Origin of the sequence: Belnapia mucosa (assembly GCF_016775475.1) — a bacterium.
In the GTDB taxonomy this organism is placed as follows: domain Bacteria; phylum Pseudomonadota; class Alphaproteobacteria; order Acetobacterales; family Acetobacteraceae; genus Belnapia; species Belnapia mucosa.
On record NZ_JAEUXJ010000003.1, the window covers coordinates 224,541 to 237,908 of the forward strand.

The 13,368-nt window shown below is 70.1% G+C and carries 12 protein-coding genes; 3 read left to right on the top strand and 9 right to left on the bottom strand.

The genetic code is table 11. The features are described 5' to 3' along the window. Nucleotides 1-134 precede the first annotated feature (134 nt). Nucleotides 135-1,673 carry an acetolactate synthase large subunit gene (locus JMJ55_RS09140; RefSeq protein ID WP_202825221.1) on the bottom strand — a complete coding sequence of 513 codons (1,539 nt, stop codon included), beginning with the start codon at nt 1,671-1,673 and terminating at the stop codon, nt 135-137. Between the two features lie 108 nt (nt 1,674-1,781). Between JMJ55_RS09140 and JMJ55_RS09145 the strand changes: the two genes are divergently transcribed. Further along, entirely contained in the window at nt 1,782-2,810 is a 1,029-nt protein-coding gene (locus tag JMJ55_RS09145; protein ID WP_202825222.1) for an ABC transporter substrate-binding protein, read from the top strand. Nucleotides 2,811-2,834: 24 nt separating this feature from the next. On the opposite strand, the gene JMJ55_RS09150 is transcribed toward JMJ55_RS09145, so the two are convergent. Both JMJ55_RS09150 and JMJ55_RS09155 read right to left on the bottom strand, forming a co-directional pair. Beyond that, nucleotides 2,835-4,484: a GSCFA domain-containing protein gene (locus JMJ55_RS09150; protein ID WP_202825223.1), complete on the bottom strand. Its 1,650-nt coding sequence runs from the start codon at nt 4,482-4,484 to the stop codon at nt 2,835-2,837. A 101-nt stretch (nt 4,485-4,585) separates the two neighbouring features. Beyond that, nucleotides 4,586-5,833 carry an MFS transporter gene (locus JMJ55_RS09155; protein WP_202825224.1) on the bottom strand — a complete coding sequence of 416 codons (1,248 nt, stop codon included), beginning with the start codon at nt 5,831-5,833 and terminating at the stop codon, nt 4,586-4,588. Nucleotides 5,834-6,009: 176 nt separating this feature from the next. On the opposite strand from JMJ55_RS09155, the gene JMJ55_RS09160 reads away from it, so the two are divergent. After that, nucleotides 6,010-6,588, top strand: coding sequence for a YqaA family protein (locus JMJ55_RS09160; protein ID WP_202825555.1), 579 nt, complete (start codon nt 6,010-6,012; stop codon nt 6,586-6,588). A 4-nt stretch (nt 6,589-6,592) separates the two neighbouring features. On the opposite strand, the gene JMJ55_RS09165 is transcribed toward JMJ55_RS09160, so the two are convergent. Both JMJ55_RS09165 and JMJ55_RS09170 read right to left on the bottom strand, forming a co-directional pair. Further along, nucleotides 6,593-7,546 carry a tripartite tricarboxylate transporter substrate binding protein gene (locus JMJ55_RS09165; protein WP_202825225.1) on the bottom strand — a complete coding sequence of 318 codons (954 nt, stop codon included), beginning with the start codon at nt 7,544-7,546 and terminating at the stop codon, nt 6,593-6,595. Between the two features lie 80 nt (nt 7,547-7,626). Further along, a complete protein-coding gene (locus tag JMJ55_RS09170; protein WP_202825226.1) occupies nt 7,627-8,076 on the bottom strand; it encodes a GNAT family N-acetyltransferase in 450 nt (149 codons plus the stop codon). Between the two features lie 72 nt (nt 8,077-8,148). On the opposite strand from JMJ55_RS09170, the gene JMJ55_RS09175 reads away from it, so the two are divergent. Next, nucleotides 8,149-9,168, top strand: coding sequence for an amino acid ABC transporter substrate-binding protein (locus JMJ55_RS09175; RefSeq protein ID WP_202825227.1), 1,020 nt, complete (start codon nt 8,149-8,151; stop codon nt 9,166-9,168). Between the two features lie 4 nt (nt 9,169-9,172). Here the strand turns inward: JMJ55_RS09175 and pxpA are convergent, their stop codons facing one another. The 4 genes from pxpA to JMJ55_RS09195 all read right to left on the bottom strand — a co-directional run bounded on the left by pxpA (nt 9,173) and on the right by JMJ55_RS09195 (nt 13,302). Continuing rightward, nucleotides 9,173-9,880 carry a 5-oxoprolinase subunit PxpA gene (gene pxpA / locus JMJ55_RS09180; protein WP_202825228.1) on the bottom strand — a complete coding sequence of 236 codons (708 nt, stop codon included), beginning with the start codon at nt 9,878-9,880 and terminating at the stop codon, nt 9,173-9,175. Nucleotides 9,881-9,884: 4 nt separating this feature from the next. Beyond that, complete coding sequence (locus JMJ55_RS09185; RefSeq protein ID WP_202825229.1) at nt 9,885-10,835, bottom strand: tripartite tricarboxylate transporter substrate binding protein; 951 nt, start codon at nt 10,833-10,835, stop codon at nt 9,885-9,887. Between the two features lie 98 nt (nt 10,836-10,933). Beyond that, complete coding sequence (locus JMJ55_RS09190) at nt 10,934-12,412, bottom strand: hypothetical protein (RefSeq protein ID WP_202825230.1); 1,479 nt, start codon at nt 12,410-12,412, stop codon at nt 10,934-10,936. A 221-nt stretch (nt 12,413-12,633) separates the two neighbouring features. Further along, complete coding sequence (locus tag JMJ55_RS09195; protein ID WP_202825231.1) at nt 12,634-13,302, bottom strand: alpha/beta hydrolase; 669 nt, start codon at nt 13,300-13,302, stop codon at nt 12,634-12,636. Nucleotides 13,303-13,368: the final 66 nt, after the last annotated feature.

The following is a 13,368-nucleotide window of genomic DNA, read 5'->3' on the forward strand; positions in this document are numbered from 1 at the left end:
CAGGGTGCATCCTGGGTCAAACGCATCCTGGACCCCCGGGACTTACCTGCAACATGCACGAAACCTGAAAGCTGGGAAATCTATTTTCCCAGCCGGTGTCTCACGCGGTGGCGGGGTTCACGGCATCCTGGCGCCTAGATCAACAGTTCGATCAGGAATGGGCCGGGGCGGGAGAAGCTCTGCGCCATCAGATCGCTCAGCGTCTCAAGATTGTTCGCCTGCGCCGCCTCGACGCCGAGGCTGTTGGCCAGCTGGACCCAGCCGATATCGGGATTGCCGAGATCGAGCATGTCCATCGCCGTCCGCCCCGGATTGGCGCCGACATTGCGGTATTCGCCGAGCAGGATCTGGTATTTCCGGTTCGACAGCAGGATGGTCGTCACCGGCAGCCGCTCCCGCGCCTGGGTCCAGAGGCCCTGGACGGTGTACATGGCGCTTCCATCGGCCTGCAGGCCGATCACCCGCCGACCACCGCCCGCCAAGCCGGCGCCGACCGCGACCGGGATGCCGTAGCCGATGGCGCCGCCGCAATTCTGCAGCCAGTCATGCGCCGGGGCGGCCACCGTCTCGGGGAAGAAGCCGCGGCCATAGGTGACCGATTCATCCACGACGATGGAATGCTCGGGCATCAGCGCAGCGACGGCGCGGGCCAGGCCCTCGGGGCTCAGCGCGCCGCGCGGCGCCTCCGGCCGCGGGCCGGCGGAGGGGATGGGCGCGGCGGGGGCGCCGAGCTCATCGGCCAGCGCCGCCAGCGCTGCCTCGGCATCCTGCTCGTAGCGGGTCAGGAGATGGACGGCGGCATCGGCGGGGTAGAGCCGGCTCGGCTTGCCGGGATAGCCGAAGAAGCCGATCGGCTCCTTGGCATTGACCAGCACCAGCTGCTGCACATCGGCCAGTGCCGCCAGGGCCTGGTCGACCACATAGGGCACGCGGTCGAGCGGCAGGCGACCCTGGCCGCGCTGGGTGCGGGCATTGGAACCCTCGGCCAGCAGCCGGCAGCCGGTGGCGGCGGCGATGCGATGGGCCTGGCGCTGGGCGCCCTCCTTCAGAGCGAGGCCGCCGAGCAGCAGCATCACCCCCTTCTTCTCCCGCAGCAGCCGCGCCACGGCGCGCACCGCATGCGGGTCGGCCTGCGGGGCGGCGGGCACCGGCAGGGCCGGGGCGACCACGCCGCCCTCGTTCCAGGAACTGTCGGAGGGCAGGATCAGGGTCGCGATCTGGCCGGGCGAGGTGCGGGCGGCCTGGATGGCGACGGCGGCATCGGCGCCCACTTCCTCCGACCGGGTCGAGGTGCGGGTCCAGGCGGAGACGCCCCGGGCCCAGCCTTCCGTATCGGCGGTCAGCGGGGCATCGAAGGGGCGGTGATAGACCGCCTGGTCGCCGACGATGTTGACGATGCCGGAGCGGGCCCGGCGGGCATCGTGCAGCCCGGCCAAGCCGTTGGCGAGGCCGGGGCCGCAATGCAGCAGGGTGCAGGCCGGCGTCTCGGCGATCCGCCAATAGCCATCGGCGGCGCCGGTGACGATGTTCTCCTGCAGGCCGAGCACGCAGCGCATGCCGGGAATCCGGTCCAGCGCCGCCACGAAATGCATCTCGCTGGTGCCGGGGTTGGAGAAGCAGACATCTACCCCACCCCCGAGCAGGGTGTTCACCAGACTTTCGGCTCCGTTCACGGCGTGGTCCTTCCCTATGCGCGGGACGCAAGGTGCGCGGCCTGGGCGCGGTGGGCAAGATGGGGCGACGCATGGCATTCTGCCCGCCGAACGAGGGAGACAGGCGCCATGACCGCACATCGCTTCATCGTCTCGCGCCGCGCCGCGCTGGGCCTCGCCGCCGGGCCGCTGCTGCTGCCGGCCGGGGAGGTCCGGGCCCAGCCGCGGCTCGACCGGGTGAGCTTCGTGACCAATTGGCGCGCCCAGGCCGAGCATGGCGGCTTCTACCAGGCCCAGGCGGCCGGGCTCTATCGGGCCGCGGGGCTGGAGGTGGAGCTGCGCTCGGGCGGGCCGCAGGTGAACCCCGCCCAGCTGCTGATCGGCGGGCGGGTCGACATGGCGATGGGCAACGGGCTCGGCGCGCTGGGCTTCGTGCGGGAGGGCATCCCCTTCCTCTGCATCGCCGCCATCTTCCAGAAGGACCCGGTGGTGCTGATCGGCCATCCCGGCCAGGGCATCACCGGCTTCGAATCGCTGAAGGGAAGGCCGGTGCTGATCAGCGCCGAGCCGCGGGTGACATGGTGGCCCTATATCCGCCAGCGCTACGGGCTGAGCGACGAGCAGGTGCGGCCCTATACCTTCAGCCTGGCGCCCTTCCTGGCCGACAGGCGGGTGGTGCAGCAGGGCTATCTGGGGAGCGAGCCCTTCTCGATCCGCCAACAAGGCGTGGATCCGGTGGTGCTGCTGGTCCATGACAGCGGCTTCCAGGATTACGGCACCACCATCCATATCGGCGCCAGGACCCTGGCCGAAAAGCGGGAGGTGGCGCAGCGCTTCGTCGATGCGAGCCTGACGGGCTGGGACCAGTATCTGAAGGGCAAGGCCGGCGGCTTCGACACGGATGGCGCCAACCGGCTGATCCGCCAGCAGAACCCCGATATGGGCGAGGAGCTGATCGCCTATGGCACGCGGATGATGAACGAGAACGGCATTGTCCGGTCGGGCGATGCGGCGTCCGCGGGCATCGGCGCCATGACGGAGGCGCGCTGGGCGGCGCTGCACGCCGCCGCGGCCGAGGTGGGGCTGATGGCGCGCGATCTGGACTGGCGCCGGGCCTTCGACCTCTCGCTGGTCAACAAGGGGATCGGGCGGGCCTGAGGCCCCGCCCCCAAGGTCCTGCCCTCAGGCCAGCGCCTTGGCCACCCGGTCGAGCAGCTTCACATCGACCTCGTTCTCGGCGGCGATGCCGGCGATGGCCGCCCGGGCCTCGTCCCGGCAGCCGAGGGCGATCAGGACCTGGGAGAGGTAGATCCGCATGCGCGAGGATGCCGGGTCGGAGGCCACCGCCTGTTCCAGATATTGCCGCGCGGCGGGCAGGTTGCCGCGGTCGAGGTGCCAGCGGCCGATCGTCGCATAGGCGGTGCCGGTCCGGCTCGGCTGCGCCTGGGTCCAGCGGTAGAGGATGCCGACTGCCGTCTCCTCCTTGCCGGTCGCGCAGGCGGCCTGGAGCATCGTGCTCCAGATCGAGGAGGTGCGCTTCCGCGGGTCGCCGACGCCCTCCAGCATGGTGACCGCCTCGGCCGGGCGGCCGAGCGCGATGAGGAGGTTGGCGCGCTGCAGGCCGAGGCGCTGCTGCTGGGCCTCATCCTCCGGCGCTGCCTCCAGCAGGGCCAGCGCCTCCTCCTCCTGCCCGGTCGAGGCGAGGAAGCCGGCATGCTCCAGGGCGAAGGCCGCCGAGCGGGCGGAGAGCGCGCCGTATTCGGCGAAGAAGGCCTCGGCCCGCTCGCCGCCCTCGACCCGCCGGGCGATGGCACGCTCGATCACCACCGAGAGGTCGCCGGTGGCGACCTGTTCGCGCAGCGCCGCCTCGTCATCGGTCTCGCCGACGAAGGCGCGCAGCATGCGGCCGACATTCACCGCCACCAGCTCCGGCCGGACATGGACGAGGTCGTCCTCCCAGGCGGTCTTGCGGTCGCTGAGGGTCACCGATTCGAAGCTGGGGTAGTAGGTGACGAAGTCGTGCCGGGCGCAGATCGTCTCGGCCGCGGCGCGCAGCACCGATTTGGAATAGGCATTGGCGACCATCACGTCCTGCGGCCGGTGGGTCGCGGCCATCGGCACGGGCGAGACGGTGAGCATCACCCGGATCTCCGGATTGCCCCTCTCCCGCACCAGCAGCAGCGCGTCCTCCAGGTAGCGATAGACCTCCTCGAAGGAGAGGACATGCAGCCGGAAGCGCTCCGGCTCCGCCCGGACCAGGCCGGGCAGCGGCGCGACATTGAGGTAGCTGCCGGTCTTCGTATCGAACCAGACCTCGACCAGGCCGAGGGTGACGATCATCACCCGGCACTCCGCCACCTTGCGATAGGCGGCGGTGATGGCCTGGCGGCGGCGCAGCGCCTCCTCCCAGCCGCCAGGGCGGATCGACTGGATCAGGTGCAGGTCGGCGAAGCGGCCCGGCTGCACCTGGAGGATGTTCTCCTCCGGCACGAAGGGCTTGGCGCCCAAAGCCCAGGCGAATTCGTTGTAGATCGAGGGGGTGCCGAAATTATTCACCAGGCCGGGGTCGAGGGTGACGAATTCCGGCTGCTGGAACAGCTCCCGCATCGGCACGCGGAAGCCGCGGCGCATCAGCTCCGCCTCGACATTGCGGGCGAAGCAGGAGCCGACGGTGAAGATCGCCTCGCCCGGCTCCAGCCGGAAGGGCACGTCGAAGCCGGGCTTCGCCACCGGCTCCAGCCGATTGCCGCTCGAACGCGTGCCCCAGCCGGAGAAGGGGTTGGCTTTGCGGGTGGCGGCGGCATCGGCCGCGGACATGTCGCTCAGAGGCACGGGCTACTCCTCGGCCGGGTCCCTGGGCACCGGCCTCACGAATAGGAGAAATACAATAATATGCGCCCGGATGGCACCGGAAAGGCGCCTCCCCGCCCCCCTCAGGCCTCCGCCACCCGCCCGACCGGCCGTGCCGGCGGCTGCGGCGCCGGGGCGCCGTCCCGGCACAGGGCCGAGAATCCCGCCCCGGCAAAGGCCGCGATGACCGCCAGCCACCACATCCGGTCATAGCTGCCGGTCCGGTCGAAGATCACCCCGCCGAGCCAGGCGCCGGTGAAGCCGCCGAGCTGGTGGCCGAGGAAGACCAGGCCGAAGATCGTCGCCAGCCAGCGGGTGCCGAAATTCCGGGCGCAAAGCGCGACCGTCGGCGGCACGGTCGAGAGCCAGAGCAGCCCCATGATGGCGGAGAAGACCAGCACGCTGACCGTCGTCTTCTCGACCATCAGGAAGCCGGCCATCAGCACGCCGCGGGCGGCATAGATGATGACCAGCAGCTCCCGCCGCCGCCACTTGCTGGACAGCTCCCCGGCGGTCAGCGACCCGGCGACGTTGAACAGCCCGATCAGGCTGATGGCCGCCGCGCCGACGCCGATCGGCAGGTGGCAGCTGGCGACGAAGCCCGGCAGGTGGACGGCCATGAAGCTCACATGCAGGCCGCAGACGAAGAAGCCGAAGGAGAGGAACCAGAAGGTCGGGTCGCCGAGCGCCCGGCGCAGGGCGACCGTGGCCCGCTCCTCCGTCGCCGGGCCCGCCACGGCTTGGCGCGCCGCCTGGTCGTTCAGCGGCAGGGCCAGCGGCAGCATCAGCAGGGAGGCGGCGGCGATGCCGAACATCGCCCATTGCCAGCCGGCGCCGGAGATGCCCCAGGCGACCACCGGCACCACCAGGAATTGCCCGAAGGAGGAACCGGCGGTGCCGAGCCCGGTGGCGCGGCCGCGCATGCTCTCGGGCAGCAGCCGGGTCAGGCTGGCCATGATGACCGGCATGCCGGCAGCCGAGACGGCGCAGCCCATCACCACCCCGGCGAAGACGGTAAACCAGACCAGGCTGGTCGAGAGCGCCATGCCGACCAGCGCCACGGCCTGCAGGCCGGCGCCGATCATGATCACCCGCCGCCCGCCGATCCGGTCCGCCACCTGGCCCCAGATCGGCTGGGTGATGCCGTTGCAGAGCACCTGGAGGGCGATGGCGAAGGCGAAGCCGCTGGCGCCCCAGCCCTGATCGGCCGTCATCGGCGCGAGGAACAGGCCGAGGCTCTGGCGCAGCCCCATGGCGAGCGCGGCCGTGACCACGCCGCAGACGAGCAGCAGGACAAGGCCCAGCCGGGCCGAGGGGGCGGGAGCGGGCATCGGGGTGTCCTCGCAGTTCAGCGGCATGTAACCATTGCATGACCAGCCGCGACAACCGCGCAGGCTGCATGGCAGGCGGCCGCCCACATGCTTGTGGTGCAGGGCCAGCATCCCGTGAATTGCGCCCTGGGCGGCGAAGTGCGAAGGCCGGGGTTAAACCAATCCGGGACCCCATGATGCTGCGTGCCCTCTATGACCGCGTTCTGGCCCTGGCGGCACACCGCCGGGCGCCCGCCTATCTGGCCGGCGTCAGCTTCGCCGAGAGCAGCGTCTTCCCCATCCCGCCCGATGCGATGCTGATCCCGATGTGCATCGCCCGGCCGGAGATGGCCTATCGCTATGCGGCGATCTGCACGGTCGCCTCGGTGCTGGGCGGCATCCTCGGCTATGCGATCGGCTTCTGGCTGTTCGACGCCCTGGCGATGCCGGTGCTGCGCGCCTATGGCCATGCCGATGCCATGACGACCTTCCAGGGCTGGTACGACCGCTGGGGCGCGACCGTCATCCTCATCAAGGGGCTGACGCCGATCCCGTACAAGATCGTCACCATCGCCTCGGGCGCGGCGCATTTCAGCTTCGGCATCTTCGTGCTGGCGAGCATCGTGACGCGCGGGGCGCGCTTCTTCCTGCTCGCCTTCCTGCTCCGCCGCTACGGCCCGCCGATCCGCGACTTCATCGAGCGGCGGCTGACCCTGGTGACGACCGGCGCGGCGGCCGGGATCGTGCTGGGCTTCGTGGCGCTGAAATTCCTCTGAGAGCCTACTCTTTCCAGGGGTGCTGGGCCCAGAGCTTCTCGTACTGGGCCTTCAGCGCCAGCAGCTCGGCCCGGTATTCGTCGGGGCCGAGATAGCGCAGCGGCAGTTGCTGCTGCGCCGCGGCGGCCTGGAATTCCGAGTCCTCGATGGTGCGCTGCACCGCCAGCGCCAGCCGGTCGAGGATGGGGCGCGGCACGCCGGCCGGGGCGCCCACCCCGCGCATCGAGCCCTCGATCACGTCGAAGCCCAGTTCGCGGAAGGTCGGCACCTCCGGCGCGCCTTCCCAGCGGCGGGTCGCCATGGAACCCAGCGGGCGGATCAGCCCCTGGCGCCAATCGGCGATCCCCTCCCCCATATTCACCACCGCGAGCGTCAGCTGCTTCGAGAGCAGCGCCGTCCGCACCTGGGAGGAACCGCCGAAGGGGACATGCAGGAATTGCGTCCCCGTCAGCCGCTGCAGGGCGAGCATCGCCAGATGGTCGTCCGACCCGACGCCGGTGGTGCCGTAGGAAAGCTGGCCGGGGCGGCGCCGCGCCTCCTCGATCAGCTCCGCCAGGGTCTGCACCGGGCTGTCGGCCCGGACCCAGAAGCCGCCCGGATCGTCCACGATATTGGCGATGGGGGCGAAATCCTCGAAGCGGAAGCGGGCCTGCCGCTCGATCGGAACGGTGATGATGTTCGGCGTGTTGGTGAAGCCGATGGTGTGCCCATCCGGCTTGGCCCGGGCCAGCTCGCTCCAGCCGATCTCGCCCCCGGCGCCGGCGCGGTTCACCACCACCACGGGCTGGCCCAGGTCGCGTTCCATGAAGCGCGCCAGGGTCCGCGCCGCCAGATCGGTCCCGCCGCCGGCGGCGAAGGCGACGATCATGCTGATCGGCCGGTCGGGGAAGGTCTCGGCCCGCGCGGGCGCGGCGAGGGGCAGCCCCGCCAGCCCGGCGAGAAGGGCGCGTCTCTGCATGGTCGATCCTCCCGGGTCCCGCTTGTGCTGCGGGTCGTCGGTGGATCGGATCATGCCGGGGGCGGCGTGGCAACGGTGGTTCAGCCCGGCGGACGGGCGATCAGGCCGGTCTTCTCGCCGCGGCGGAAGCCGGCGCCCTCATAGAAGCGGAAGGTGGCTTCCTGGGTGGAGCCCGTGAGCAGCATCGCCTTGTAGCAGCCGGCGGCCCAGGCGGCCGAGAGCGCCGCGGCCAGTACGGCGCGGCCATGGCCCCGGCGGCGATGCGCGGCATGGGTCACCACATTCTCGATGAAGGCATAGGGCCGGGTGCCGCGGGTCAGGTTCGGCACCTGGATCAGGGTGCAGCTGGCGATGGCCTCGCCCGCCGCCTCGGCGAGGAAGACGGTGACGCCGGGATGGGCGAGCAGCGCCGCCCAGGCCCGGGCCGCCGCCTCGGGCGGCACCGGCGGGTCGGCCGGGTTCAGGTGGCGAAGAAGGACCAGGAGCTGATCCAGATCCCGGGCCTCGGCGGCGCGGATGGCGGGCGGCATCGGGCTTCCTTTCGCTTGGCGGCCGGGCGGCAAGGGGCCCATGCTAGCGCCGCAACGGTCGGAGGTGGGACGATGCGGCGCATCCTGGCGGGATGGACGGGCTTTCTCATCCTCATGGGCCTGATGGCCGGACGGGCGGAGGCGGGCGCCACCCTCGATGCCGTCCGGCGCAACGGCGAGGTGCGCTGCGGCGTCTCGACCGGCCTGGCGGGGATGTCGCAGCCGGATGCGAATGGCGTCTGGCGCGGCTTCGACACCGATATCTGCCGCGCCGTCGCGGTCGCGGTCTTCGGCGATGCGGGCAAGGCGCGCTTCGTGCCCACCACCACGGCGACGCGGCTGACCTCGCTGCAATCGGGCGAGATCGACCTGCTGTCGCGCACCACGGCGCTGACCCTGGCGCGGGACAGCCAGCTCGGCCTCACCATCACCGTCGCGCATTTCTTCACCGGCCAGGGCATCCTGGTCCATAAGCGGCTGAACATCACCAGCGCGGCGCAGCTCGACGGCGCGACCTTCTGCGCCACGCTGGCGAGCGAGATCGAGCGGAACCTGGCGGACTGGGCGCGCCAGAAGAACATCCGCATCACCACCATCCCCTTCGACACGCCGCCCAGCATCCTCGCCGCCTTCCAGGCCGGGCGGTGCGATGCGATCAGCAACGACATGATCAACCTCTCCGGCAACCGCAGCGCCTCGCCCACCCCGGACGACCTGGTGCTGCTGCCGGAGCTGGTCTTCAAGGAACCGCATGGGGTGCTGGTGCGGAACGGCGACCCGGAATGGGCGGCCCTCACCCGCTGGGCGGTCTTCGCCCTGTTCCAGGCCGAGGAGATGGGGCTGACCAGCGCCAATGTGGCGCAGATCCGGGAGACGACGCAGGACCCGAAGATCCGCCGCTTCCTCGGCCTGACCGAGAATGTCGGCACCGGCTGGGGCCTGCCGGCCTCCTGGGCCTTCGAGGTGGTGCGGCAGGTCGGCAGCTATGCCGAGGTCTTCGATCGCGGCCCCGGCAAGGTTCTCGGCATGGAGCGGGGGATGAACCGTCCCTGGACCGAGGGCGGGATGCTGATGAGCTGGCTCTGGCAGTAGGCGGCTACAACGCCGCCCGCACCGCCCGCGCCACCTCCACCGCATTCGGCGTGTCCGAATGCAGGCAGATGCTGTCGCGCCCGACCGCGATTGCCGCGCCGCCGATGCCGGTGGAACGGCCCTCGGCGACGGCGCGGCGGCAGCGGGCGGCCACCGCGGCCGGGTCGACCGGCGGATGCTCGCGGGTGATGATCAGCGTGCCGGCATCGGTGTAGTCGAGATCGGCGTAGAACTCGCCGACGAAGCGATGGCCGCGCGCCGGGTAGATGCTTTCGTGCAGCGTGCCGGGCAGGCCGAGGATCGGCACGCGGAATACATCGGCCGCGTCGCAGATCGCCTCAGCCACATGCGGCAGGCGGGCGGCCATGCCATAGAGCGCGCCGTGCGGCTTGATATGGTTCAGCGCCATGCCCTCGGCGGCGAGGAAGCCGCCCAGCGCACCGATCTGGTAGATCAGGCAGTCGGCCAGCTCCTCCCGCCCCATCGCCATCTCGCGCCGGCCGAAGCCCTGCAGGTCGGGCAGCGAGGGATGCGCGCCGACCGCGACGCCATGCTGCCGCGCCAGCCGCACCGTCGCCCGCATATGGCCGGGATCGGAGGCATGGAAGCCGCAGGCCACATTGGCCAAGTCGATCAGCGGCATCAGCGCCGCATCCTCGCCCAGGCGATAGAGGCCGAAGGCCTCGCCCATGTCGCAATTGATCGTCGCCATCGGCCTATTCCCTCCAGGGATGGCGCGACCAGAGCTTCTGGTATTTCTCGCGCAGCGCGGTGAGTTCGGCGAGGTAGGGCTCGGGGCCGAGGAAGCGGAGCGGCAGCGCCTGCTGGATGGCGCTGGCCTGGAATTCGGGATTTTCCACCACGCGCTGCACCGCTTCCGACAGGCGTTGCAGCACCGCGGGCGGGAGGCCGGCCGGGGCGGCCATGCCGCGCATCGAGCCTTCGACCACATCGAAGCCGGCCTCGCGGAAGGTCGGCACCTCGGGCGCCACCTCGGTGCGGCGCTCGCCCATCTGGCCCAGCATGCGGAGCAGGCCCTGATGGCTCTCCTGCACCCCCTCGGCGACATTCATCGAGGCGATGGCGATGGTCCGGCCGATCAGCGCCTGCTTCACCTGGGCGCTGCCGCCATAGGGGACGTGCAGCAGGCGGATATTCGCCTGGCGCTCGAAGGCCAGCACCGCGAGATGGTCGTCGGAGCCGATGCCGGTGGTGCCGTAGCTCACCGTCTCCGGCTGGGCGCGGGCGGCGGCGATGACATCGGCCAGGCTGCGGAAGGGGCTGTCGGTCAGGACGTAGAAGGCGCCCGGATCGTCCACGATATTGCCGATCGGGGTGAAGTCCTCCAGCCGGAAGCGGGTGCGGCGCTCGATCGGCAGGGTGACGATATGCGGCGTGTTGATGAAGCCGATGGTGAGGCCGTCGGGCCTGGCGCGGGCCAGTTCGGCGAAGCCGATCTCGCCGCCGGCGCCGGGCCGGTTCACCACCACCACGGGCTGGCCGAGATCGCGTTCGAGGAAGCGGGCGATGGTGCGCGCGGCGAGATCCGTGCCGCCGCCGGCAGCGAAGGCCACCAGCATCTGCAGCGGCTTGTCCGGCCAGTCGGCGCGGGCGGGCGCGGCCAGCAGCAGGGCGGGGGCGGCGAAGAGGTGGCGGCGCTGGAACATCAGGTATGACCGGCTTGCAATGGAGCGCGTCAACTTCGACCGGCGGCCCGAAGCCTGCAAGGGGCAGTTCCCGTCCGGGGTTGGCCCGGGGACGCCGTTCAGTTGGTACCGCCTCGTGGCGTCAGCCGCCAGGACAGGAAAAGCCCCAGCACCAGCAAGAGTAGGAGGGTATGCGTGAGGTTGGTGGTCCCGATCGGAAAATCCAGGATCTTCGATTCAGATCTGGTCGACAGCTCCACATAGTCGTTGACGGTACTCACCAGGGTCAGAAGGCCGATCCCGCTGATGATCCACTGCAGCAGGCGGGACCGGCGCACCTCGTTCTGGCGGTGCAATTCCCGCTCGATCGCAGCCACCGAGACGAGCTGTTCGCGGAAGACGCGTTCGACGCTCGGCATGTCCCATAGCTCATGGGAACGGTGGTAGATGTCCTGTTCCAGCTCGGTGTCCCAGAAGCGGGACGGCTCGAACTCCGCCAGCATGATGCGGGACAGCTGCTCGACCTGATGCAGGTTGCCGATGCGGCGCGATGTTTCGCGGATGCCGCAGGCCCGGTCCCCGGAGCCGAAGCCCCATTCGATCTGCTTCGCCAGCAGGCCGTCGCTGGCCTCCCGCAGGGCGCCGTATTTCAGCCAGGCGATCCGCAGCAGGGATCGAACCGCTTCCCGCAGCCGTTCCGCATCGGGTTCTCCGGGCTGGCCGTGCAGGACGACCAGGGAGTTGATGGCGCCATGGACGACATGGCTGAGATGCGGCGACGCGGCGCGGTAGTCGGAGAAGCGCCCCTGCGAGGCATCGACGCGCACGAGCTGCCGGCCCAGCACGGTGCGGGTAACCGCCGCGCCATGCGCGTTGCCGCCATCCTCCGGTCCGGCCGCGTCGAAGAGCAGGAAATTGACGCTGTACTCGCTGAAGAGATAGGCCGGGGCATTGGCCTGCGCAGCATCCCGGTCCCAGAACAGCTCGGCGATCGGCACCGTCCATCCCGTGCCGCATTCGGACTGCGTCACCTGTTCGAAGGCCTGTTGCAGGCGGGTCATCTCGCGGTTCCAGGGGCCGGAATCGAGGATGCCGAGGCGCCGTTCGGCCAGCACGGCTGACGCGGCCGCCCGGATCCTGGCCCAGTAATCCGCATCATCGAGCAGGCCGGCCGCGGCGGCGGTGCCCCGTCCATCGAAGGCGATGCCGTATTCGACGACGCCCAGGCCGTGATCATAGAGAAGGATGCGCCGGGCAAGCAGGCTGACCTGCGGAGCCGGCGCCGGCGAGGCGAGGCGGAGACAATCCAGCATGGGCTCGGCCACGGCATCGACATGGCCGACCAGCACCGCGCCCTTCTGCTGAGTCATGTTGGCCGGATGCCAGAGCCTTGGCGGCGCGACCTCCATCGGGTTCGACGAGGAGGCGAGTTCGCAGACCTCCCAGGCGATGGCGACCGCGCCTTCGGTCTGCCGCAGAGCCTGGGCCGCATGACGCAGCAGGCGGACGCGGCGCTCCCGGTTCAAGGGTCTTGGGGAGGAGGCCATCCAGAACGGTACAGAGACGACCATCTCCACATAGGGAACAATCGTCACCATGGCCTCCAGGGTCGTTGACAGGCGACGCTATCAACAGGCCTTGAAGCTGCATTGCCGGAAACGCCGGCATGTCGGGATTTTTACTGTGCCGGCAGAAGGATCGGCCCGCTCTCAACTTGGCCGGGCATGCGCCGGAACGATCTTGCCTTCCAGAACCGGGGTCCTGGCTGGGCCTATGCCGTGCGCCGCCGGAAAGGGGCAGGCGCACGGCATGGTCAGCCCTAGTCGGCGGCGAGCGCCATCCGGCTGCGGTTCATGCGGCTGTTCACATGGTCTTCCGCCATATCGACCACCTGCTCGGTCTCCTCCGGCGTGAAGACATGGCCGGCGCCCTGCATGACGCGGTAGTCGATGGTGATGCCGCGCTGGGTGTTCAGCTTGTCGACCAGCTTCTTCACCGAGGATTCCGGCACGAGTTCGTCCGCCGCGCCGTGCAGGATCAGGCCGTTGCACGGGCAGGGGGCGAGGAAGCCGAAGTCGTAGTGGCTGGCCGGCGCGCTGATGGAGACGAAGCCGCCCATTTCCGGCCGGCGCATCAGCAGCTGCATGCCGACATAGGCGCCGAAGGAATAGCCGGCGACCCAGAGGCTGTGGGAATTCGGGTTCACCGCCTGGAGGAAGTCGAGCGCCGAGGCGGCGTCCGAGATCTCGCCGATCCCGCCATCATAGCGACCCTGGCTGCGGCCGACCCCGCGGAAATTGAAGCGCAGGGTCGAGAAGCCCATCGCCTGGAAGCGCTGGTAGAGGGCGTAGATGACCCGGTTGTTCATCGTCCCGCCATGCAGCGGGTGCGGATGCAGCAGCAGCGCCACGGGGGCGTTGGGCTGCTTGGAATGGTGGTAGCGGCCTTCGAGCCGGCCATCAGGGCCGGCGAACATGACCTCAGGCATCGTCCCGTGGGTCCAGTTCCGGTTGTGCCCTGCGCGTCTGGGCTGCCGACGGGGTGTTGCGCCTAC

Excerpts from the sequence above, each read along its gene's own strand:
- JMJ55_RS09145 (WP_202825222.1), top strand. The coding sequence starts at position 1,782 with ATGACCGCACATCGCTTCATCGTCTCGCGCCGCGCCGCGCTGGGCCTC.
- JMJ55_RS09155 (WP_202825224.1), bottom strand. The coding sequence starts at position 5,833 with ATGCCCGCTCCCGCCCCCTCGGCCCGGCTGGGCCTTGTCCTGCTGCTC.
- JMJ55_RS09160 (WP_202825555.1), top strand. The coding sequence starts at position 6,010 with ATGCTGCGTGCCCTCTATGACCGCGTTCTGGCCCTGGCGGCACACCGC.
- JMJ55_RS09165 (WP_202825225.1), bottom strand. The coding sequence starts at position 7,546 with ATGCAGAGACGCGCCCTTCTCGCCGGGCTGGCGGGGCTGCCCCTCGCC.
- JMJ55_RS09170 (WP_202825226.1), bottom strand. The coding sequence starts at position 8,076 with ATGCCGCCCGCCATCCGCGCCGCCGAGGCCCGGGATCTGGATCAGCTC.
- JMJ55_RS09175 (WP_202825227.1), top strand. The coding sequence starts at position 8,149 with ATGCGGCGCATCCTGGCGGGATGGACGGGCTTTCTCATCCTCATGGGC.
- pxpA (WP_202825228.1), bottom strand. The coding sequence starts at position 9,880 with ATGGCGACGATCAATTGCGACATGGGCGAGGCCTTCGGCCTCTATCGC.
- JMJ55_RS09185 (WP_202825229.1), bottom strand. The coding sequence starts at position 10,835 with ATGTTCCAGCGCCGCCACCTCTTCGCCGCCCCCGCCCTGCTGCTGGCC.
- JMJ55_RS09190 (WP_202825230.1), bottom strand. The coding sequence starts at position 12,412 with ATGGTGACGATTGTTCCCTATGTGGAGATGGTCGTCTCTGTACCGTTC.
- JMJ55_RS09195 (WP_202825231.1), bottom strand. The coding sequence starts at position 13,302 with ATGCCTGAGGTCATGTTCGCCGGCCCTGATGGCCGGCTCGAAGGCCGC.